At 59.4% G+C, this 20,613-nt stretch carries 18 protein-coding genes; 8 read left to right on the forward strand and 10 right to left on the reverse strand.

Translation table 11 applies throughout. From position 1 onward, the window contains the following. Positions 1-132 precede the first annotated feature (132 nt). A complete protein-coding gene (locus ACP7B1_RS21340) occupies positions 133-612 on the forward strand; it encodes a class I SAM-dependent methyltransferase (protein WP_346307285.1) in 480 nt (159 codons plus the stop codon). A gap of 34 nt (positions 613-646) precedes the next feature. Here ACP7B1_RS21340 and ACP7B1_RS21345 read toward each other — a convergent pair whose 3' ends face one another. After that, entirely contained in the window at positions 647-2,380 is a 1,734-nt protein-coding gene (locus ACP7B1_RS21345; protein ID WP_346307286.1) for an adenylate/guanylate cyclase domain-containing protein, read from the reverse strand. A gap of 265 nt (positions 2,381-2,645) precedes the next feature. On the opposite strand from ACP7B1_RS21345, the gene ACP7B1_RS21350 reads away from it, so the two are divergent. Then, positions 2,646-3,737: a glycosyltransferase family 4 protein gene (locus ACP7B1_RS21350; RefSeq protein WP_346307287.1), complete on the forward strand. Its 1,092-nt coding sequence runs from the start codon at positions 2,646-2,648 to the stop codon at positions 3,735-3,737. Further along, positions 3,734-4,504 (forward strand): polysaccharide deacetylase family protein, encoded by a 771-nt coding sequence (locus ACP7B1_RS21355; protein ID WP_346307288.1) that lies wholly within the window; start codon positions 3,734-3,736, stop codon positions 4,502-4,504. The genes ACP7B1_RS21350 and ACP7B1_RS21355 overlap by 4 nt, the downstream gene beginning before the upstream one ends. On the opposite strand, the gene ACP7B1_RS21360 is transcribed toward ACP7B1_RS21355, so the two are convergent. Then, positions 4,501-5,331, reverse strand: coding sequence for an MBL fold metallo-hydrolase (locus ACP7B1_RS21360; protein ID WP_346307289.1), 831 nt, complete (start codon positions 5,329-5,331; stop codon positions 4,501-4,503). The two genes, ACP7B1_RS21355 and ACP7B1_RS21360, sit on opposite strands and share 4 nt — an antisense overlap. Positions 5,332-5,531: 200 nt before the next feature. On the opposite strand from ACP7B1_RS21360, the gene ACP7B1_RS21365 reads away from it, so the two are divergent. Beyond that, positions 5,532-7,301, forward strand: coding sequence for a metallophosphoesterase (locus ACP7B1_RS21365; protein WP_346307290.1), 1,770 nt, complete (start codon positions 5,532-5,534; stop codon positions 7,299-7,301). Between the two features lie 18 nt (positions 7,302-7,319). On the opposite strand, the gene ACP7B1_RS21370 is transcribed toward ACP7B1_RS21365, so the two are convergent. The 3 genes from ACP7B1_RS21370 to ACP7B1_RS21380 form a co-directional block, all read right to left on the reverse strand. Beyond that, entirely contained in the window at positions 7,320-7,769 is a 450-nt protein-coding gene (locus ACP7B1_RS21370; protein ID WP_105733445.1) for a cyclic nucleotide-binding domain-containing protein, read from the reverse strand. Positions 7,770-7,814: 45 nt separating this feature from the next. After that, the gene (locus ACP7B1_RS21375; RefSeq protein WP_346307291.1) at positions 7,815-10,529 is read right to left on the reverse strand and encodes an ABC transporter ATP-binding protein; all 2,715 of its coding nucleotides are present in this window, start codon (positions 10,527-10,529) and stop codon (positions 7,815-7,817) included. A 287-nt stretch (positions 10,530-10,816) separates the two neighbouring features. Then, entirely contained in the window at positions 10,817-11,875 is a 1,059-nt protein-coding gene (locus ACP7B1_RS21380) for a histone deacetylase family protein (protein WP_346307292.1), read from the reverse strand. Between the two features lie 220 nt (positions 11,876-12,095). Between ACP7B1_RS21380 and ACP7B1_RS21385 the strand changes: the two genes are divergently transcribed. Both ACP7B1_RS21385 and ACP7B1_RS21390 read left to right on the forward strand, forming a co-directional pair. After that, positions 12,096-12,776, forward strand: coding sequence for an outer membrane protein (locus ACP7B1_RS21385; RefSeq protein ID WP_223614829.1), 681 nt, complete (start codon positions 12,096-12,098; stop codon positions 12,774-12,776). A gap of 55 nt (positions 12,777-12,831) precedes the next feature. Beyond that, the gene (locus ACP7B1_RS21390; RefSeq protein ID WP_346307294.1) at positions 12,832-13,248 is read left to right on the forward strand and encodes an SMU1112c/YaeR family gloxylase I-like metalloprotein; all 417 of its coding nucleotides are present in this window, start codon (positions 12,832-12,834) and stop codon (positions 13,246-13,248) included. Here the strand turns inward: ACP7B1_RS21390 and ACP7B1_RS21395 are convergent. Beyond that, positions 13,232-14,122 (reverse strand): LysR family transcriptional regulator, encoded by an 891-nt coding sequence (locus ACP7B1_RS21395; protein WP_346307295.1) that lies wholly within the window; start codon positions 14,120-14,122, stop codon positions 13,232-13,234. The two genes, ACP7B1_RS21390 and ACP7B1_RS21395, sit on opposite strands and share 17 nt — an antisense overlap. A gap of 113 nt (positions 14,123-14,235) precedes the next feature. Here ACP7B1_RS21395 and ACP7B1_RS21400 point away from each other — a divergent pair, with 113 nt between their 5' ends. Beyond that, the gene (locus ACP7B1_RS21400) at positions 14,236-14,976 is read left to right on the forward strand and encodes an SDR family oxidoreductase (protein ID WP_346307296.1); all 741 of its coding nucleotides are present in this window, start codon (positions 14,236-14,238) and stop codon (positions 14,974-14,976) included. 305 nt (positions 14,977-15,281) lie between these two features. Then, the gene (locus ACP7B1_RS21405) at positions 15,282-17,033 is read left to right on the forward strand and encodes a cation:proton antiporter (RefSeq protein WP_346307297.1); all 1,752 of its coding nucleotides are present in this window, start codon (positions 15,282-15,284) and stop codon (positions 17,031-17,033) included. Positions 17,034-17,051: 18 nt separating this feature from the next. Here the strand turns inward: ACP7B1_RS21405 and ACP7B1_RS21410 are convergent, their stop codons facing one another. The 4 genes from ACP7B1_RS21410 to ACP7B1_RS21425 all read right to left on the reverse strand — a co-directional run bounded on the left by ACP7B1_RS21410 (position 17,052) and on the right by ACP7B1_RS21425 (position 20,453). Beyond that, positions 17,052-17,693, reverse strand: coding sequence for a response regulator transcription factor (locus ACP7B1_RS21410; protein WP_346307298.1), 642 nt, complete (start codon positions 17,691-17,693; stop codon positions 17,052-17,054). Then, a complete protein-coding gene (locus tag ACP7B1_RS21415) occupies positions 17,690-19,123 on the reverse strand; it encodes a HAMP domain-containing protein (RefSeq protein ID WP_346307299.1) in 1,434 nt (477 codons plus the stop codon). Before ACP7B1_RS21415 ends, ACP7B1_RS21410 begins: the two co-directional genes overlap by 4 nt. A gap of 18 nt (positions 19,124-19,141) precedes the next feature. Further along, positions 19,142-19,489, reverse strand: a complete 348-nt coding sequence (locus tag ACP7B1_RS21420) for a hypothetical protein (RefSeq protein ID WP_346307300.1) — start codon at positions 19,487-19,489, stop codon at positions 19,142-19,144. A 262-nt stretch (positions 19,490-19,751) separates the two neighbouring features. Continuing rightward, the gene (locus tag ACP7B1_RS21425; protein ID WP_105733456.1) at positions 19,752-20,453 is read right to left on the reverse strand and encodes an acid phosphatase; all 702 of its coding nucleotides are present in this window, start codon (positions 20,451-20,453) and stop codon (positions 19,752-19,754) included. Positions 20,454-20,613: the final 160 nt, after the last annotated feature.

Here is a 20,613-nt window from a genome sequence, read left to right on the forward strand (position 1 = left end):
GGGATTCGAGGGTGGTTCCGCCCGAAGCGATCAAAAAGAATCTACCGGATATGTCGTTCGGTGCGGTCGACCCGGCTGCATCGGCCTGCTAAGCCAAGCCTGTAGTGAATTGACAGTGGATACCCGATCACCATGAGCCGTCTTGACAGCTTCATCCGCCGCGTGACGGCCCAACGCGATGTTCTCAACCATATCAGCGACACGGTCAGGGAATTGCCGGGGCCGGTGCTGGAGCTGGGTCTCGGCAATGGCCGCACCTACGATCATTTGCGCGAGCGGTTTCCGGATCGGCGGATCATTGCGTTTGATCGGGCATCCCATGCCTACAAGGCTTCCACGCCCGATCCGGAAAACATGGTTATCGGGGAAATCAGGGAAACCGCACAGAGCTTTACCGGCATCGATGCGGCGCTGGTGCATGCGGACATCGGCACGGGCTATCCGGACCAGGATGCCATTACCCAGACATGGCTGCCGCAGCTGGCCGCCGGATTGCTGGCCCGTCACGGTATCGTCGCCAGTGGCCTGGCGCTGGATCATCCCGCGCTCGAACTGCTTCCCTTGCCTGCCAGCGTCAAGCCGGGACGTTACTTCCTTTATCGCCGCCGCTGATCTCGCGTGCCAAAGGGCATGTGCCGCGCGCCCTTTACGCGAAACGAATGCTGCTTTCCTGCGGAACAATGTAGACCCGAAGCGGAAGCGCCCGCCCGCGAATGGCAACATCCCTGACCTCAAGCCCTGCGGTATCGGAAGCGGCGAGGGTGACGACCGGTTCAGAAACCACGAGGGTCACGTCGAATTCCTTCGCAACGGCTTCCAGCCGGCTGGCGACATTAACGGTGTCGCCAATCGCGGTCAGGCTCTTCACCGCCCCGTACCCCATCGCGCCGACAATGGCCGGACCTGTGTGAATGCCGATGGCAACGCGCAGGGGCATGCTCAGCTCACCCGCTAGCTCATCGTTCAGCCGTTCGATTTCCTTGACGATGATTGCAGCCGCCTTCAACGCGTTCTTGCAACCGTCGGCGGCAGAACCCGTCAGGCCAAACAGCGCCATTGCCCCATCGCCGATGAATTTGTCGAGCCGTCCTCCCGAACGCTCGACGGCCTGGCCGACGATGGCGAAGTACCGGTTGAGCAGGAAAACGATATCATAGGGCAGCCGGGCTTCCGTCAGCATGGTGAAACTGCGGATATCGCAAAACAGGATGGCGATTTCGCGCTCCCGTCCGGGGCTCGCCTGCTGGCTGCCTGCCGGTACGATGCTTTCAAGACTGGGCACGAGAAGCGGTGCAACACTGATATTGGCGGTTGGATGCAATTGACAGGCGAGACGCACGCCATAATCCGCCCCGATACGGGTGAGGGTGGTCTGCTCGATCGGTTCGGGCGGAGGCAGCGTCTCGGCGCCCTCCAGAACCTGGACACGGCAGGTTGAACACCGGCCTTTGCCGCCGCAGACCGCGTAATGCGGTATGCCGCCGAGGCGGCTGGCTTCAAGGACGCTGAACCCGAGGGGAACGCGCACGCTTTCGCCATCGGCATAGCGGATTTCAATCTGGGTCGCGCGCTCGCGCCAGCGGCGGCGGATTCGCAACGCGACAACCAGCGCCAGCCCGCCGCCAAAGGCGCCATACAATCCGGTCTTGATCAGAAATTCGTCTTGCTTGACCTCGGCGCGTTCGGCCGGGGAGGCGTAGCGCGTGGCATTGAAGTTCTTGTGACCCTGATAGCCCGACGAAGGGAACGCGCCGTAGCCCGAGGCGGGCGACATGTTGGCGATGGTCCGGCCGGTATTGGCAAAACCAAGCAGGGCGAGCACCGGCAAAAGGATGGCGACGGTCAACAGCACCGGTGCAGCGCTTTGATACCATTGCCGGTAGCGCAGCCAGAAATGGATGCCGATACAGCCGTGGCACCAGATGACGATCAGGGCGAGGGTCTGCTTGACGCCGTTGAAGGGCGAGGTGATCCAGAAACCGCGTATGATCGCTTCGTAGCTGTCGTAGTAGTTGGATATCTCATGGCGGATGCGCGTGCCGACCACGTGGTCGATGATGAGCAGCGGGATCACCAGCCCCAGAATGATCTGCAGCGCTTCACCCACCGGCATGTAGAACGTGCGTCGCAGGTAGAGTGACCGCATCGCGAGCATGACATGCGTGACCGCAGCGCCGTAGAAAAGTGTGGTGCCGACGGGATTGCGCCAAATGGCGAGAAACCATCGGCGCCCTTCCTCGGCGGCGGCAAGCGAGATGAGGTTGAGCGCATGATTGGTCAGATGCAAGGTCAGGAATGTGAGCATGATCAAGCCCGATACCAGCCGCGCCCTGCGCAGGGACCGCTCGGAAAGCATGGGTGCTATCGTTGTTATCGTCATGAATACCGCATCAATTCCCGCATCTTGTCAGCCATATGGGTTCCCCTGTCCTCCGTCGCCGTGCAAAGCTTATGCGAGCCCATCTGATTTGGCGAGCGGGAGGCGAGCGATCAAGCGCAATGATGGCTTTTTGACAAACAATCATGGCGGCACAGATCAAAAGATTGTTAGTGTCAGACGTCAGGAACCGGCTATAGATTTGGCGGAATCGGCAAGCGTTCGCCGAAATGGTTGAAACGATTGTGAAATACTGGATTGCGTGCGCATGCAGGTTGCCTTTTACGCGCCCTTGAAATCACCCAATCACCCGACGCCGTCGGGCGATCGTGAGATGGCTCGGCTGCTCATGTCAGCGCTGCGCAAAGCCGGACACCAGGTCGAAGTCGTGTCGGAGCTGCGCAGCTTCAGCGCATCGCCGGCAATCGAAGAGCGTGAACCCATCGCCGCGGCGGGGCGCGCCGAGGTTGAGCGCCTCGCAGGCCTCTGGCAGACTGGACGAAAACCTGATCTCTGGTTTTGTTATCACCCCTATTACAAGGCGCCGGACCTGATTGGCCCCGTCATGGCAGCGGCGATGGATATTCCCTACATCACCGCGGAAGCATCCTATTCGCCGCGCCGCAATGCGCTTGGCTGGGCCGGGACGCAAATTCTCGTGGCCGAAGCGGTGCGCGCAGCAGCGGTCAACCTGTGTTTTACGCAGCGCGACATGGATGGGCTCGCAAGCAATATTCCCGGCGCGCGCCTTGCCCGGTTGCAACCGTTTATCGATACCGCGCCTTTTCGTGAAAGCAGCATCGGGCATGATCCGCATCGGCTGGTCACCGTGGCGATGATGCGGCGGGGTGACAAGTTCCGCAGCTATGAAATGCTGGCCAAGGCTCTGTCACGGATTGCCGAACGGCCCTGGACCCTGATGATTGCCGGCGACGGTCCGGCCCGCAATGACGTGCAGGCGCTGTTTGCCGCATTCGGTGATCGCATTCAATGGCTCGGACAGCGGAACGCCGGTGACATTGCCGCGTTGTTGGGTCAGGGTGGTACCTATGTCTGGCCCGGTTGCGGCGAAGCCTACGGCATCGCCTATCTTGAGGCACAGGCAGCGGGTTTGCCGGTTGTTGCGCAGGCAACGGCTGGCGTTCCTGAAGTGGTCGAGGATGGTGTGACCGGTTTCCTGACGCGGGACGATGATGTGCCGGCTTACGCCGCCGCCATCGCCAGCCTTTTGGATGACAATGATCTGCGGCAGTCCATGGGTGCGCGGGCGCGGCGGTTTGTTCTGGAGGAGCGATCGCTGGAGAATGCGGTACGACAACTGGATGCTGCGCTGACACAATTCATGGGACGGAGCCGATGACGGAAGACCCAATCTGGCAGCCTCTGCAGGCGGAACTCGCGCGCTGGATCCATGCCAGCCGCAGTGCAAAATTCTGGTTGCGCGATGACGATGCAGTCGAGCCGACCGCCGCGCTGGACCGCCTCATCGGGCTGGCCAACGATTTTGATGCGCCGGTGACGCTCGCGGTGATACCAGCCCATACCGGCGAGGCGCTGGCGGAGCGCCTTGCGGCGGAGCGCCGGATCTGCGTGGCGGTTCACGGCTGGTCGCATGAAAACCATGCGCCGAAGGACCGGAAGAAGCAGGAGCTCGGCCCTGACCGGCCTCAGGAGTTGGTGCTGCGGCAATTGCGCGAGGGATGCGTGCTGCTCGCCAGACTTTATCCCGATCGGTTTGTGCCCGTTCTCGTGCCGCCCTGGAACCGGATCGATGCGGCACTCCTGCCCTATCTCAACGCTTGCGGGTTCAAGGCGCTCTCGGTGTTTGGCCCGGCCAAGCCGGTGGAAACGTCGGTGCCGCACATCAACACCCATGTCGATCTGATGGACTGGCACGGCACGCGCGGCTGCCGCGACCACGCGGAACTGGTCGGCGCCATCGTGGAACAGCTGCGGCTGCGGTTTGACGGAAGCGGTGAGCCAATCGGGATTCTGACCCATCATCTTGTTCACGACGAGTCGGCATGGGTCTTCCTGACCAAGCTCTTTCAGGTCGTTGCACGAACACCGGGCGGGCGCTGGCTCTCTATTGCCGATCTGATGAAGAGCCAGAAGCCGGGGGGTTAGAGATCGATGACCTGGCCATCGCGGGCGGCAAATGTCCCGCTGAAGCGCTCTCTGGCCAATGTCTCGAATGCGTCGATCTCGTCATCGGTGCGCGAGGGGGCGTGATGGAAGAGCGCCAGTTTGCCGATCTTGCCGGCCGCCGCCAGCTTGACACCGTGCTGCCATGTGGAATGGCCATAGCCGAAGCGGCGCGGCATCTCGTCTTCCGTGTAGGTACAGTCGTAGACGACGAGATCGGCGCCATCGATCAGGCGCAGCACGGCCGGGTCAAGGATACCGGCTTCGTGTTCCGTGTCGTAAATGAGCGCGAGCACCTTGCCCGCCCATTCGATGCGGTAGCCGATACAGCCGCCGGGATGGTTCAGGCTGTCGGTCCGGATAGTGACGCCCTCGCGCGGTGTCAGCACATCGCCGGAGCGGAAATCGCGAAAGCCGAGACTTGCCTTGCAAATATCCGGCTCGACGGGGAACCAGGGCGGCCGCATGAACTGGCGGACCATTTCCCGGGTGGTCATGATCCCCGCCAGGTGGCCGGACCAGAGCCGTACATTCATCATCGGATTGTAGAGGGGGGCAAAATACGGCAGACCGATAATGTGATCATAATGGCTGTGGGTGAAAATGATATCGATCTGGTCCACGCCTTCCACCGACAGGGCATCACCTGCCTGACGCAGGCCGGAGCCCCCGTCAAAGATCATTCTATGTTCACCGCAACGCACTTCGATACATGACGTGTTTCCGCCATAGCGTTCAAATTCGGGGCCGGAAACTGGTACGCTGCCACGCGTTCCCCAGAATTTCACCCGAAATATATCTTCACTCATACGTTTCTCACACCCAATTCCCCGTTTTTTTGGTCATCGTAACCAAACTGCAGACGTTATGCGAGGCTTGGATTTTGTTTTATTGGCTAAGTGCGCAATAAAAGTCTGCCATTCAGCATATGTAGGCGATAGCGATTTGTTTTTTAAGCTTTATGACAATCGCTGATACAAATGTATAAAATCATCGGAACCTCTGATTCATGTCCTCATCCGCATTTCCGCCTGTCGCCATCATCGCAGATGCCCATTTTCATGATCTTTACGGCGATTATGATTTTGCCGGGGTAGAGGCCGGCGGCCGGCGCATGACAGCGCGGCGCCTGACGGATACGGTGCGCTCCACCCGGGTTTTCAACGAAAGCTATTTTGCCCTGCGCACGGCTCTGGACGAGGTCGTGCAACGGGGAATCAAGCAGGTCGTGCTGCTCGGGGACTATTCCGATGACGGGCAGGTTGCGACGCTGAGCGCGCTGCGGCAATTGCTGGACGGCTACACCGAGGCGCATGGGCTGGTCTTTACCGCTACCCCGGGAAACCACGACATATTCGGCCCCGAAGGGCGGCATCATGCCAAGCGCCTGCTCAATCCCGACGGCACGTACACCATCGTCGCCAGTGACAGCGCATTCATTGACGAGGATGCGGACGGGATGGTCGTAACGGACAAGATGTTCTGCGCAGGCTATCCCGAGGGATTGCGGGCTCTGCCGGATCTCGGGTTCTTTCGTCGCGCGGACGATCTGCACTGGGAAACGCCCTTCGGGCCGGACGATGCGCCGGAACAGCGGCTCTATCCGGTGCGCTCGGCCGACGGCACCAACGAATACCACCTGATGGATGCATCCTATCTTGCCGAGCCGGTGGCGGGCCTCTGGCTGTTGATGATCGACGCCAATGTTTTCGAACCGCGTGACGGGGATTTCGAGCGCGGCAGTTCCGGCGCATTCATCGACAGCACCAATGCCGGCTGGAATGGCATGCTGCGGCACAAGCGGTTTGTCATCGAATGGATCAAGGACGTCACGAGGCGGGCGGAGCTGGAAGGTAAGAAGCTGCTTACATTCTCGCATTATCCGATGCTGGATATCCTCGATGGCACGCATGACGATGAAAGGCAGGTCATCGGCAACACGGGCTCGGTCAAGCGGATGCCGCTGCCGGATGTTGCCGCCGCGATGATGGATGCAGGCGTCCGGATTCACTTCAGCGGTCACCTGCATGTCAATGATACCGCGAGGGTTGCGCAGGATGCGTCCTGGCTGATCAATATCGGTGTGCCGTCACTGGTGGCATTTCCGCCCGCGTTCAAGGTCGTCACCTTCGAGACGCAAACCCTCAATGTTGAAACCGTCGGGATTGACCGACAGGCGATCGATCCGCGCCTGAACGCCCTGTACCGGACCGAAATCGATCTGACCGGCAAGAAGATCGGAAAGATGCTCGATGCCGCGGATTACGGGGCCTTCATCTGCGAACACGTCGATCAGCTGGTCGTGCACCGGTACCTGCGGCGCGAGTGGCCCAAGGACCTGGCGCGGGTTCTGCCGCTGCTCACTATTGGTGACCTGCTCACACTCAGCCTGTTGGACCAGCCTGTGGATATGGATGCGACCATCATCCTTGTCCATGCTGAGCGCGGGCGCGCCGAGACCAAAGCCAGGCTGGATGCCTTGCTGGCGGGCAGGGAGGTTGCCCTCGAATCTTTCGACGGGATCACCGTGCAGGAATTTCTGGGTGACTGGTACCGCCTCAGAATGGGCAGCGAAATGGCGCTCGATCGCATATCAGCGGGAAGACTGGCCATCTATCACATCCTGATCGATGTTTTTGCCGTGTCCGATGCATTGGAAATGGGCGGCGCGCAGGAGCAGTTTGCCCGGATTGTGCGCATGATGGGCTGCTATCTCCAAGGATTGCCGTCGCGCCATTTCAAGATCGATCTTGCCACCGGCAGTATCGAAAAAGTCTGATAGTTTGAAAAATGCCGGTCAGTGCTTGCTGCGCTCTTCCGAGAGCTCCGCTGTGGTATGGCTGAGCCGGCTGGCGAGAACCCGCATGATTTCGATGGTCATCTCTGGATAGTCGCTCAGCAGCTTGAGAAAATGCTCCTTGCTGATGCGCAGGGCTTCAAGCGGGGTTGAGGCCGTAACCGTGGCCGTGCGCAGGACATCGCAAAGGATCGCGATCTCGCCGACGATGGAATCGTGCTCGACTTCGGCAACCTTAATCTGTCCGTTGGGCGTATCGACGCTGACCTCGGCCGTACCCGACAGAATAACGTAGGCGGCATCGCCCATGTCGCCTTGCCGGAACAAAGCCTGATCGGCGCGATAGCTGACGCGATCTGACGTAAAGGCCAGAAGCTTGAGCTTCGCTGGCGCCACACCAGAAAACAGCGGAATCCGCCGCAACATTTCGACTTCGTCTTTCAGAAGCATGAACGTCCAATACCCCCAAGTGCCACTCTACCCGGACATAGAGTATTACGATACCAGCTCTTTGAATATACCGTTTTTCTCCAAAAGAGTCGCGTGCGTTCCATCTTCAACCAAAGCCCCGCGATCGAATACAAGGACGCGATCGAACAGGTTTGCCAGTGAAGAATTAGCCAGCACCCAGATAATCGCGGGTGCGTGACCTTCCTCATGCAGATCCTGCATGATATTGCGCGTGATCTGATCCTGGACACGCTGGTCGAGTGCAGGCAGCGGGCGATTGAAAATCACATAGTCGGACCGCTTGAGCAGAGCCCTGGCGACATTCAGCTTCTGCCTTTGCACATTGGTGATGCGTTTGCCGCCTGATCCGACGTCGAAATCAAGGCCGATGGACAAGACGCTGTCGTAAAGCCCGAGTTCGTCAAAGAGATTGCGCAGGATGACGCGAATTCGATCCGGTCCATCGGCCTGCGCGTATCCGATCCTTCCGAACAGAACATTGTCCATCAGGTTAGCCGAAGTAATGAAGTTCTTGGGATCGTAGCGTTCAATGACGGCCTTGAGATCATCCGGCAAATTCTTGTGGAAGCGAAGCCGTGCCTCGACAATTTTTGCCATGAGTTCATCGGTCAACAGACCGAAGCGGTGCCGCGGCTCGATGTAAGCAAAACTCAGACGGATGATATTCGATCGTTCGTCGGGCGAGGCGGCGTCAAAATCGCGTCCCTGCAGCTTCTGCAGCAGCAATTGATAGGCCGGAATATCGTCCGCCGTCATAAAGGTCAGCTGCTGGAAGAACGGATGGTCCGGCGGCAGGTCCTCGAACAGTTCGATGGCGTTGGCCGCAATTTCCAGACCCATCTTGTACAGATCGACATTGAGGCCGCTCTCGCGCAGGATCGAGCGGAAATAGGGATGGGCGGCCAGTCGAAGATTGGTCATCATCGGCCGCTTCACCGTGCCGAAGAGGAGATTTTCACCGATGGTTGCCTGCGGATTATAGACCTTCGGTTCAAACGGAACGACCAGCCCGTCAAGGTTCTCGTCCTGGAGGGTTTTGCGCAGGGCCTGCCGCAGTTCGACGATGCGGCTCGTCAGGTCGGAATGGGTTGCGGTGTCCACCTGCGAGCGAAGCGCCAGATCGACAATGTCCTGCGAGATCATGACCGCTTCAAGCACCGGCCGCACGACCGTGAAAAGATCCTGGGGTCCCGTGACACCGGCAGATTGGTAGTCGACCCAGTCGCTGTTGAGATCAAGGTCCGGGTTGCCGGCAAGCCGCGCTTCGTTGATGTTCCATTTGTATTTGGCGGACTTGGTCCCGTCATATTCGACTTTGGTCAGGGGCGCATGCTTGAGGCCATAGAGAAGGTTGTCGCGCAGCGTTCCGTGGAAGAAATAGGCGTCGGAGGCGGCATAGGCGATGCGCCGCCCGGTGATCGATTCCGGCAGCTCGAGAATATCGGTGCCGTCAATGGTGATACGGCCGGAATCGGGCCAGATCAGGCGGCCGAAGGCTTCCGCCATCGCCTCACCGCCGCCGCCGCTTGCACCGACGATGGCCACCGTCTCGCCCAGTTTGATCTCGAGCGAGACGTGCTCGACGAGGCGCGCGCCGCTATCGTCGGACAGGGTCAGGTTCACCGCATTCAGCGAATGTTCCAGTTTTCCCACCGGTTCGCGCACAACCGCCTGGATATGCGGATCGACCAGCATATCGACATTGAACTGCTCGACGACCTGCGCATATTTCACCTGTACATCCTGGCGCGACTGATCCCAGTCGATCAGTTCCTTCAGCGGTCCGGGCAAATCCTTATAGGCATTGATGACCGCAACCAGCTGGCCGATATCCAGCCGTCCCTGCAGGGCGAGAACGCCGCCAATGGAATAGAACAGGAAGGGCGTGATCTGTGCGAGGAAGTTGTTGATGAACTTGACCAGGAATTTCCACTGGTAAAGATCGTAACGGATGGAGAAGATCAGCCCCAGACGCGCCGCAATATCCGCGCGTTCATAATTGGACGTGTCGTTGCCGTGAATGGTGCCGATACCATCGACGATCTCACCGACGCGGCCCGAAAGTTCGCGTGCCGTCAACTGACGCTGCCGCCCAAGCTCCAGCAAGCGTTTGCGCATGCGCGGAATGACGACGCCCTGCACCGCAACAATCCCGGCGGCAATCATGCCAAGCCAGAAATTCTGCAGAATGATGAAGACAAGCGCCGTGATGGCCTGTCCGCCGAGGAGGGCTGGCTGAACGAACGCATCGCCGGTGAAACCGCCCATCGGCTCCACCTCATCCTTGATCATCGTTGCAATTTCGGCCGATTTCACCCTTTTGAACTGGCTCGGGGGAAACCGCAGAACGCGATCGATCAATTCAAAGCGGATACGGCGCAACATGCGCTCGCCCAGCCGGCCCTTATAGGTGTTGATGTAGAGCTTGAAGAGGCCGTTGATCACCACAAGCAGCAGAAACACCAGGCTCAGCGCCATCAGCATTTCGAAGCGCGTCAGCTGGAGCCCTTTGAAGAACATCACCTTGCCGAAATAAGGCAGCGTATACTGGATGCGCATGAAGGTCTGCGTTGCGCCTTCGACTTCGAATCCGGTGCCCTGTATGGGGCCGTTGACAATCTGTTTCGGCAAATCGAACGACAGGAAATACGGGATCATCGAGGCCGCAACGACCATCAATATCCATATTTGCTGGAACCGTGTGTTCGACCAGATATAGCGCGTTAAACTTTTTTCCATGGGTAACCGTAAGCTGTCAAATAAGCTGAATTCTGAACAATTCGAATAGGTTGTATTCCGGTGAGAGCCTCCTTTTGAAACCGTTCGGTGCAATGACATGGAGGGCAAAAATGGATGGTAGTGTCTATATCTTCCGGGATTGGCAGGAATCCCCCGAACCTTTCAACTGTTCAGTTTACAACACAGGGTAGCCGAACGCTATATGGTCACGCCCAATTGTATGGATATCCGGAGCTGGGGCACGGACGTTTTTCAGTCCCCGCTTTGCACGGCGGAAATGTCTCCGTTTACGGCTTGTCCCGCGATGCCCGATAAGCAGCCATGAAGCGGGGAGCCGCTTCTGCAACGGCGCTCAGCGAATAGCCGCCCTCCTGCACGATAACCGCAGGCAGGTTGACAGCCCCCCACAGAGCGCCGATTTCCGCATAGGCGTCCGTGGTCACCTTCAGGCGTGAGAGCGGGTCGTCGTGGTGGGCGTCCCAACCCGCCGATATCACCAGCGCCGTCGATCCATGCGCGGCCACGGCGGTGGCAAGCCGACGGTTGGCGTCGATAAATGCGGCATCGCCGCTGCCTTCGGACAGAGGCAGGTTGAGATTGGCACCCTGGCCCGCGCCTGCTCCCGTTTCATCGGCATAGCCGCTGTAGTGCGGATAGTAGTTGGATGGATCGGTGTGGGTGGAGCCGAAGAACACGTCGTCACGGGTGTAGAAAATGGCCTGGGTGCCATCGCCGTGATGGGTGTCGAAATCGATGATGGCAACGCGATCATGGCGCTTGCGCAGATGCTGGGCGACAATGGCTGCATTGTTGAAATAGCAGAAGCCCGCGGCGCGGTCCGCATAGGCGTGATGGCCGGGCGGGCGGCAAAGGGCGAATGAATGGCGCGCGCCATTCAGGACGGCATCGGCGGCGGCAATGGCCGTCTGGGCCGAGGCATAGGCAGCCGCGTAGGTGTGCTCCATCATCGCGCAGGACAGGCCGTTGATGTACCAGCCCGCCTGGCCCAGAATGCCTGTCGGGCGCGGACGTGCGCGCGCGCCGAAATCCGAGCCAGCACCCTGATAGGAATTCACATTGGGCAGAACTTCGGGCCCGTGGTTGGGCAGTTGCATGAACCTGTCATAGGCGGTTTGCAGGAATGCGACGTAGTGATCGGCATGCACGGCAAGGATGGGATCGAGCCCCGCATCGCCCGGCTCTTCCTGCGCCAATCCAAGTTCGGCCAGAGCATCGATCAGGGTATGGGCGCGTGCCGGGTTCTCAAGTGGGTCGGTGATCCGGCCATTGATCATGTATTGCTTGGGTTGATGGGCCATCTGCCGTCTGTCAAAGAACAGTTTCATGCGTTCCGTCGCTTTGTCGCGGTGAGTCGTAGCGAAACCTTATTCGCTGCCGCAGGCAATGCAATCCGGGAAGTCCTGCTGCAACCGAACCGCCCCGCCCTGATTGGTATTTCACGGGGCTTTGCTTTTACTGATCATGCTTAACCGGAACTTAACGGGCTCATCCTAAGGTAGAGATAAGGGGCGGGGTCCCCAGAGTTAATCACCTTGGGGATTGATAATGCGTTATACGAAAACGTTCCTTTCTGCTGCCTCTTTCTTCTCTCTGCTTGGCAGTCATGTTCTTGCGGCTGATCTTGGTCCGGCGACTTTTCCGGAACGGGCGCCGTATATGCCGGTTGAGACTGCATCAGGCTGGTATCTGCGCGGCGACGTTGCCTACAATTTTTCGTCGACGGTCAAGGCTCATGTTGATTATCCCGGCGGCAGCACGCCGAGCGAATATGAGTTGAAGCGGGGCTTCTCGCCCTTCATCGGCGTGGGTTATCAGTTCAATAACTACCTGCGTGCGGACGCAACCGTCGGTTACAGTCAGCGCGACAGCAACTACTATGAAACGACGACGGATCTGTGGGAAGCCATGGCGAACGCCTATGTCGACCTTGGCAATTACTACGGAATTACACCCTATGTGGGCGGCGGCATCGGCTTTGCCAATGTCAATTACGACTATCAGGGTCCCGTCGACGCGCGGCTTAAATCTGGCGGCACAAACCGTTTTGAATGGGCGCTCATGGCCGGTATTGCAGTTGATATAACCCCGCGCCTCAAGCTGGATCTGGGCTATCGCTATGCGGATATCGGCGGTAAGGACCTGTATCAGAATGGCGATGTGACCATCCGCGACGATGGCATCAAAACCCATCAGATCCGGGCGGGTGTTCGTTTCAACACCTGGTGATCCGCACTGGCATGCCGGTTTGCCACCGCTTTCCGGGACAGCAGACAGGAAACCAATGTTCTCGCGCTTTCATCATGTTGCCGTCATTTGCAGTGACTATGATCGCTCGAAGCAGTTTTATACCGAGACGCTCGGCTACGGGATCATTGCTGAAAACTGGCGCCCGGACAGCCAGTCATGGAAGTGCGACCTGAGATCCGGCGATACCCAGATCGAACTGTTTCACTTTCCGCATTCTCCCGCGCGTCCGTCGCGCCCCGAAGCCTGCGGGCTGCGGCACCTGGCGTTTGCCGTCACCTCCGTGGAGGACACGCTGGCCTGGCTGCATGCGCGGGGCGTTGCAACCGAACCGGTGCGGATTGATCCCTATACCAAGCGCGCATTCGCCTTCTTCGCCGATCCGGATGGACTTCCCATAGAAGTTTATGAGGTGGGTCAGGAGCAGGATCCGGAAGTCAAGGAAGGTGCGTAAACCTCTGTGATATCCAGTCAATGAACACGCGCACTCTTGGCGAAAGCTGGCGGTTGCGCGGATAGAGCAGGGAAACCGGGGTCGGTGAGAGCGGGAAATCAGGCAGAACATGGACAAGCGTGCCTGCGGCCAGGTCGGCTTCGGCGTGATAGCGCGGGATTTGGATCAGTCCGAGCCCCAGTCTTGCGGTCGTGACATAGCTCTCCGCCGCATTGACCCAAACGGGTGCCGGCAGGGTGATTGTGCGAATGGTGCCTTTTACGAGGAACTCAAGCGGCAGGATCGTGCCTGTCGCGGTTGAACGAAAGCCAACCATCTGATGCCCGGCGAGTTCATCCGGATGCTGCGGCATGCCGAACCGCTCGATGTAGCCGGGTGAGGCCAGCGTGATCTCGTCGAGCATGCCCACGCGCTTGGCGATCATATCGCTGTCGGCGAGATCGCCGACGCGCAGCACGCAATCGACACCCTCACGCACGAGATCAACGAGACGATCCCCTTCACTCATATAAAACTGTATCCCGGGATAGGTCTGCAGGAATGCCGGCAGTCCGGGCAGAAGGAAGTGCCGGGCCAGCGTACCGTGCACATCCACCCGCAGCGGCCCTTTCGGTTTTGCCCCGGCAAACGCACCTTCGGCGTCCTCAATGTCAGCCAGAATGGCGAGACACCGCTGGTAATAGGCCTCGCCATCCAGCGTCGGGCTGACATGCCGGGTGGTCCGTTGCAACAGGCCGGTGCCCAGCCGCGCTTCCAGCTGTTGCACCGCATTGGTCACGGTCGAACGCGGCAAGCCGATGTCTTCCGCCGCCAGCGTGAAACTGCGGCGCTCGACGACGCGGGCAAAAACCCGCATGGCATCCAATGTGTCCATTGTTCTCAATTCTCGAATAGTGATGCCAGTTATCGCATGATTATCCCGAAAAACAAATGATGCATAGTGCCTTCATCAACAGCGCTGCGGCGCAGAGATGAAGGAGAAAGACCATGACACAAGCCAAAAAGAAGATCGCAATCGTCACCGGCGCATCGCGCGGGATCGGTGCAGCCATCGCCCGGCGCCTGGCGTCGGATGATTTTATAGTCGTCATCAATTATTCCGGCGACGCTGCGCCAGCTGAAGAACTGGCCCGCCGGATCGAAGCGAGCGGCGGCAGGGCTTTGACCGCCAAGGCCGACGTCAGCGATGCGCAGGCCGTTGCGCGCATGTTCGATGCGGCCGAGGCGGCCTTCGGCGGTGTCGATGTGCTCGTCAACAATGCCGGTATTCTCAAGACGCTTCCGCTCGCCGAAACCAGCGATGCGGAGTTTGACCGCCATTTCGCCATCAACGTCAAGGGAACGTTCAATACCCTGCGCGAAGCCGCCAGGCGGTTGAATGATGGCGGCCGGATCGTCAATTTCTCCAGCACCACCCTCGCGCTGAACATGCCGGGTTATGCCGTTTACAACGGCACCAAGGCTGCCGTCGAAGCGTTCACCCGCGTCTTTGCCAAGGAACTGCGCGGCCGCAGCATCACCGTCAATGCCGTGGCTCCCGGACCCGTCGCCACCGACCTGTTCCTGAATGGCAAGAGCGATGAGCTTGTCGCGCAGTTTGCCAAGATGCCGCCGCTCGAGCGGCTGGGCCAGCCGGATGACATCGCCAGCATTGTTGCCTTTCTTGCCGGCCCCGATGCCGGCTGGATCAATGGGCAGATCCTGCGCGCCAATGGCGGCGTCGCCTGACCGGTATCTCCTGCCAACAACCGTCACGAAACAAGACGGACCATGATCATGAACAAGCAAATTATCGTCGTCACCGGCGTTGCCGGCCAGGTCCGCCCCGGTCGATCCGGTAGGCATCCTTTCGCCGCGGCCCGGCCAGACACCACGCGGATGTTGCCAGACGGCCCCAGCTTGCCCGAACCGCCGATCTTTGGCCTGTCCAGTGCGAAATTGGGCTATGTTCGGCGCAATCTAGCTTGTATGGGTTGGAGCCGGGCCAACCGTGCCTGGACGGAGCGGGAATTCATAAAAACCGAAGGGCGGACGTGCATCACGAAGTTTCCTTAATTGCCACTGTGGCTGTCAGTTTTGTTTTTGCGGCCGTGTGCGGTTATCTCGCGGATCGTCTGCGTCTGCCGCCGCTGGTCGGTTATCTCGTCGCCGGAATTTTGATGGGGCCCATTACACCGGGCTTCATCGCCGACGCTGCGCTTGCATCGCAGCTTGCCGAGATGGGTGTCATCCTTCTGATGTTCGGTGTCGGCCTGCATTTCTCCGCCTCCGAATTGCTGGCTGTCCGCGGTATCGCCGTGCCCGGTGCGGTTGCACAGATCGTGTTGGCGACCGCGCTTGGTGTCGGCCTCGCCTCGCTGTGGGGATGGGGGATCGGTGCCGGGCTGGTTTTGGGTCTGAGCCTTTCGGTTGCCAGCACGGTCGTGCTTCTGAAGGCGCTGGAAGAGCGCAATCTCGTCAACTCCGCCAATGGGCGCGTCGCCGTCGGCTGGCTCATCGTGGAAGATCTGGCGATGGTGCTGGCGCTGGTGCTCCTGCCGGCCCTCGCAGAAATTCTGGGTGCGCATGCCGGCGGTGCGGCCGGACAGGCCGCTGCGGGCGGAATGCCGCTGGTGCTGACCATTGCGATCACCCTGCTCAAGGTCGGGGCCTTCGCCGTCATGGCGATCTTCCTGGGCCCGAAGGTCGTGCCGTGGCTGCTGACCCTGGTGGCGCGGACGGGATCGCAGGAGTTGTTCACCCTCTCGGTTCTTGCCATTGCGCTCGGTATTGCGTTCGGAGCGACGGAGATCTTTGGCGTGTCCTTCGCGCTGGGCGCGTTCTTTGCTGGCGTCGTGATGAGTGAGTCGAATCTCAGTCACAGGGCCGCGGCGGACTCGCTGCCGCTGCAGAATGCATTCTCGGTGCTGTTTTTCATTTCCGTGGGCATGCTGTTCGACCCGTCGATCCTGCTGCGCGAACCCATGGCTGTGCTGGGTGCGCTCGCGCTGATTATTTTCGGCAAATCGCTGATTGCCTTCTGCATCGTGCTTTTGCTGCGTTTCCCCGTGGGCATGGGCCTGACGGTTGCGGCCAGCCTGGCGCAGATCGGTGAATTCTCCTTCATTCTCGCCGGTCTCGGTGTGACGCTCGGCCTGCTGCCACGGGAAGGCCAGGACATTATCCTGGCCGGCGCAATCCTCTCGATCACCATCAATCCGCTGGTGTTTCTGGCCGCCGAGGGCGTGGAGAACAGCATCCACCGCCGGTGGCCGGTGTTTTTTGCCGGCTACGGCAAACGGCGGGAGGAAGCGCTGGCGCGTGAACTCGGCGATATCCGGGCGATCAACGAGGAGCGCAACCGGCAGCACCAGCTCAAGATGCAGCAGCTGATCGACACTTTCCCGTTGTTTGCGCAAGTGGATGAGCACGCACAGGAGGAACTCCTGCTGCTGTTCAAACCCAAATCCGCATCCCCCGGCGAACGGATCATCCGGATCGGCGATCGCGGCGATGGGATGTATTTCATTGCGTCGGGCGCGGTGGAGGTCCAGCTCGACAGCGAACCGGTGCGGCTTGAGCCCGGAGCATTCTTTGGGGAAATGGCGCTGCTGAGCGGCGGACGGCGCACGGCGGATGTCGTCGCCATCGATTTCTGCGAGTTTCTTGTGCTTGATCGCCGTGATTTCAACGTCTTCATGTCGCGGCATCCGACCCTGCGGGCGGCGGTCAGCAACATGGCGCGGGAAAGGGCGGAAATGAACACCTTGCGGCGCAATCCGGACCGGACCTCCGGCGCTGCCTGAGCAGGGTTTCCGTTGGGGTTATTGCTTCATCAGGCCGGCGCGCCAGGCCAGGGCGACCGCCTGGGTGCGGTCGGTCAGGTCCAGCTTTGACATGATGCTTCCCAGATGAGCCTTCACTGTCTTTTCAGTGATGTTGAGCTGGGCGGCGATCCTTGCATTGCTGCCGCCTTCGGCCAGGCAGCGCAGAACTTCAAGCTCGCGGGCCGTGAGGTCCTCGAACTGGCGCGGCTGCGGGTTGCGGATCGAATTGAGAAGGCGCTGCGCCACGAGGGGGTGCAGTGTCGGCGTCCCCTTGCTGGCCGCATGAATCGCATTCATCAAATGTTCGCCGCGCATGGATTTCAGCAGGAACGAATGGGCCCCCGCCTCGATAGCCTTGAAAGCCAGCCGGTCGTCGTCACTGGATGTCAAAATCATGATGTGGGTTTCGGGGCTCGCCTTGCGGATGAGGCCGATCATGGCTTCCGCAGCGTCGCCCATTCCCGGCATCATCAGATCCAGCAGGAGAACGTCGGGGCGGTGTTCGCGCACCATCAAGATGGCGGTCTCGCCGTTTTCGGCCTCCGCAAGGACGGTGAAACCGGGATCGATGCGCAGCAGCCCGCGAATACCTTCGCGTACCACGGCATGATCATCGGCAATGACTATTGTTGTGCTCATGATTGCCCCGCCACGGGTAGCTTGAACGACACATCGATGGATGTGCCGGTTGATTCCGATTGGATTGTTATAATGCCGCCCGGCAATGTGTTCGCACGCCAGCGCATGTTCGACAATCCCATGCCAAAGGGAGCCTTGCCGATATCGAAACCCTGGCCGTCATCGGCAATGCTCCAGTGCCAGCGGGCACCGGGCTTGCAGTCGATGCGAATGGTGCGGCACTGCGCATGGCGCAGGGCGTTTGCCACGGCTTCGTGGGTGATCATGAGCAATTCCTGGGCTATTTCCGGGACGCCGTCAAAAGTGGAGCGGGCGCCTTCAGGCCAATTGATCGACCATTGTACGCCTGACCCCGCCAGCAGATCGCGGACACTGCGCAGCAATGTTTCATACAGGCCGTAATCGGCAATCGCGGGCAGGTTGAAGCCGGAAACCACGTTTTCCAGGTCCTGCTGCAAATGATCGGCCAGACGCCGGGCCGATTCCACCGTCGGCAGCAGCGGCGCGTGCCCCTGCGCCTCATATTCCAGTTCGGTGAGCTTCAGACCAAGCACAAAACTGCGCTGCTTGGCGGTGTCATGCAGGTCGCGCGCGATGCGGTTGCGTTCCACCGATATGGCCAGCGCCTTCTGCGTATCAAAGCTCTTGGATATTGCATCCGCCATGCTGTTGAAGCGTTGCATCAGGCGCCCGAATTCGTCTCTTGAACCGTCCTTGATGCGGGCCCGCAGATCGCCTGCGGCCCATTGGTCCGCGGCGTTTGTCGCCCGCTTGATTCGCCGGAACAGCCGCCAGACAAACAGGGCTGCAACACTCGCCCCCATCGAATTGATCAGAATGAACGTGCGGATATAGTCATAAACGGTGGCATCGAGCACTTCGTCGTAAAGCTCCCATTGCGACCAGTAATGAAGCCCGATCAATGCCTGGGTGTTGTTGGCCAGCGGCAGTGCTACCCGCTTGACCATGGCCCAGTCGTCATTGTCCCTTTGAATGAAATTCGGCTGTTCGGCATGCACCGCCGCGCTCAGCGCCTTGCCGAGCAGGGGTGTCGCGTCCGGCTGGGTGGCACATACCACGCCGTTATCATCAATGATCCGGACCTGCATCCGGCCGCTATGAAAAAACGAAAACATGATGCCGAAATCGGATACCCGCGTGACACCGGATCGCACCACATTCCAGAATATCTTGCTGGCCAGAACGGTGCAGGCTTCCTTGTCGCGCGGATCGGTGCCTGACGCCAGAGCGGTCAGCTGTTGTTGATCGAGGCCATTGAAGAAGCCCCGGATGCTGCTCTCGTAGCGGCCGGAGGAAAACTGGCTCATGAGGATACTGACGAGGAAAAGCGCGCCGAAGCCGACGATCATGAACATCAGCACCAGTTTGACGAACAGACCACGCAAACGAAGAGCATGCAAAAAACTCACGTTTTCATTCCTCGCCGGTTATTTAAGCCGACGTCTCACTGGCCGGTTCCTTGTTCCATACCACTCGGCGGAGCGAATGCCACCCTTGCTCTTGTAGCGGGGCTTCGGCGTTGTGCGTTGACTCTCAGGCAATCGATAGGACGGATGGGTGCGCATTGACGCTGATTCCGTCTGATTGGCGGATTCATCCTGTCGCGCGGCTGTCCCTTTTCTCCATCCGCCTGCAAAATTCAACAGGATCATCACTCTGTCGCGCAAAGCGTTCCAGAAATCAGACGAGAGAAGGGGTATCAGCACGAGGCCAAGCAGAAGCGACAGGGCAAAATATTCAATGGAAAGCAACTGTATCTGATAACGCATGATCATGCGGCCGTCGCTGATGCGTGGCCAGGAACATCGGGTTCAACCTGCGGTGCGAGCCACGTCTGGTTTGGTCTGAACATAGCTGTCTCTTCCAGTTATCACGCTTTCGTGAAGCGTTGGGCCGGAAAGTACCCCTGTTCCATTGTTGGTGCATCGGGCGAAGGTCAGGCTCGTACGTACGACTAAAGTCGTAGATGGTTAACCCGCCATGCGCGAAGAACACGCATGGCGGGCATTGTCGGGGAAATGGCTGGCGCAGATGCTATCAGGCGCCGCCGAGACCCAAGGCAGCGCGCAGCTCTGCCTTCGCAGGCTCGTATTCGGCCTTGAAGTCATCATGCTTCATGATTGTCGCGGCAATGACGCTGCCGGAAATGCGGCCCATTTCCACGTCGGAACGGTAGTGAATGCCGCCGACGATGCGGTTATTGCCGTATTCCCAGGCACGGGCCATGATTTCCGCTTTCTTTTCCGGGACCATGTTGGACAGAACAATGCCCATCAGCGTGCCAACGGTTGTGTGACCGGACGGCCAGGCACCGGAATTGGAAGGCTTGACGGCAGGCTTGACGAGTTCGCTCAGCTGATGCGGGCGCGGGCGCTTGAAGACGTCCTTTGCCGGATCAACGACAGCGCCTTCGGTTTCAACAACCCGGTCGAAAAAGGCAGCAAGCTTCGGCAGTTTGTCCTTGTTGAAATCCGGACCCAGAACGTCGGCGAAACGCCAGACATTTTCTTCGGCATCGGCCTGGGCGCGGGCAACCATCTCCGGTGTCCGCGTCACTTGCAAGGTAAGAACTTCGCCGATTTCTGCCTTGGTCTGTGCCGAATCATTGGCGGGAGGCGGAGGCAAAATGGTCAGGAGGTCGATTTCCTTACTATCGCTGAAAGGCTTGACCTCGCCGGCATAGGCGGCGGTAAGGCCGACAAAAGCAAACGCTGTCAGCAGACTGAGCAATCTACGCATAAAATGGTCCTCGTTAGGGTGATGGTCGCCATGCGATCATGCGCCCGTTGGATGTCACGTTTGTGACACAATGGGACCATTGAAGGCGTTGTTGCACGGCAAAGGTCGGGATGAAGCCGAGGTGGCAAGAAGACGCACGGCCACGCAGCGTCTTTCCGTT

Origin of the sequence: Phyllobacterium sp. SL163 (assembly GCF_049896885.1) — a bacterium.
Taxonomy (GTDB): Bacteria; Pseudomonadota; Alphaproteobacteria; order Rhizobiales; family Rhizobiaceae; genus Phyllobacterium; species Phyllobacterium calauticae.

Bases quoted from the DNA above. Each gene is read 5' to 3' on its own strand.
- ACP7B1_RS21340 (WP_346307285.1), top strand. From the start codon at position 133: ATGAGCCGTCTTGACAGCTTCATCCGCCGCGTGACGGCCCAACGCGAT.
- ACP7B1_RS21345 (WP_346307286.1), bottom strand. From the start codon at position 2,380: ATGACGATAACAACGATAGCACCCATGCTTTCCGAGCGGTCCCTGCGC.
- ACP7B1_RS21350 (WP_346307287.1), top strand. From the start codon at position 2,646: ATGCAGGTTGCCTTTTACGCGCCCTTGAAATCACCCAATCACCCGACG.
- ACP7B1_RS21355 (WP_346307288.1), top strand. From the start codon at position 3,734: ATGACGGAAGACCCAATCTGGCAGCCTCTGCAGGCGGAACTCGCGCGC.
- ACP7B1_RS21360 (WP_346307289.1), bottom strand. From the start codon at position 5,331: ATGAGTGAAGATATATTTCGGGTGAAATTCTGGGGAACGCGTGGCAGC.
- ACP7B1_RS21365 (WP_346307290.1), top strand. From the start codon at position 5,532: ATGTCCTCATCCGCATTTCCGCCTGTCGCCATCATCGCAGATGCCCAT.
- ACP7B1_RS21370 (WP_105733445.1), bottom strand. From the start codon at position 7,769: ATGCTTCTGAAAGACGAAGTCGAAATGTTGCGGCGGATTCCGCTGTTT.
- ACP7B1_RS21375 (WP_346307291.1), bottom strand. From the start codon at position 10,529: ATGGAAAAAAGTTTAACGCGCTATATCTGGTCGAACACACGGTTCCAG.
- ACP7B1_RS21380 (WP_346307292.1), bottom strand. From the start codon at position 11,875: ATGAAACTGTTCTTTGACAGACGGCAGATGGCCCATCAACCCAAGCAA.
- ACP7B1_RS21385 (WP_223614829.1), top strand. From the start codon at position 12,096: ATGCGTTATACGAAAACGTTCCTTTCTGCTGCCTCTTTCTTCTCTCTG.
- ACP7B1_RS21390 (WP_346307294.1), top strand. From the start codon at position 12,832: ATGTTCTCGCGCTTTCATCATGTTGCCGTCATTTGCAGTGACTATGAT.
- ACP7B1_RS21395 (WP_346307295.1), bottom strand. From the start codon at position 14,122: ATGGACACATTGGATGCCATGCGGGTTTTTGCCCGCGTCGTCGAGCGC.
- ACP7B1_RS21400 (WP_346307296.1), top strand. From the start codon at position 14,236: ATGACACAAGCCAAAAAGAAGATCGCAATCGTCACCGGCGCATCGCGC.
- ACP7B1_RS21410 (WP_346307298.1), bottom strand. From the start codon at position 17,693: ATGAGCACAACAATAGTCATTGCCGATGATCATGCCGTGGTACGCGAA.
- ACP7B1_RS21420 (WP_346307300.1), bottom strand. From the start codon at position 19,489: ATGATCATGCGTTATCAGATACAGTTGCTTTCCATTGAATATTTTGCC.
- ACP7B1_RS21425 (WP_105733456.1), bottom strand. From the start codon at position 20,453: ATGCGTAGATTGCTCAGTCTGCTGACAGCGTTTGCTTTTGTCGGCCTT.